This is a genomic window from Achromobacter sp. GbtcB20 (genome assembly GCF_019091095.1).
GTDB lineage: Bacteria > Pseudomonadota > Gammaproteobacteria > Burkholderiales > Burkholderiaceae_B > Achromobacter > Achromobacter mucicolens.
Genome location: NZ_JAGXJZ010000728.1, coordinates 1 through 251 on the forward strand (window position 1 = coordinate 1; position 251 = coordinate 251).

Consider the following 251-nt stretch of genomic DNA (forward strand, 5'->3'; position numbering starts at 1 on the left):
CCGATACCTACCTCTTCAACCGCCACTACCTACAGCGGATGGCCGACGAGCACCGGGCCGGCACCAAGGACCACAGCACAGCGCAGTGGGCCGTGCTGATGTTCGAAGCCTTTCAGCGCAAGAACGGCGCCACCGGCGCCACCAGTATCCACAGTACCACCAGTGCGGCCAGCTCCCTGATCGCCAGCGCAGCATAACGGAGTATCACATGCGTGTCCTTCACGTCCTCGACCATTCGATTCCGCTGCACA

1 protein-coding gene is annotated in these 251 nt (G+C 62.2%); it reads left to right on the forward strand.

Features of this window, described 5'->3' with window-relative positions; all coding sequences use genetic code 11:
* Positions 1-197: hypothetical protein (locus tag KVT32_RS30870; RefSeq protein WP_217619513.1), on the forward strand; the 197-nt coding region annotated here is incomplete at its 5' end.
* Positions 198-251: the final 54 nt, after the last annotated feature.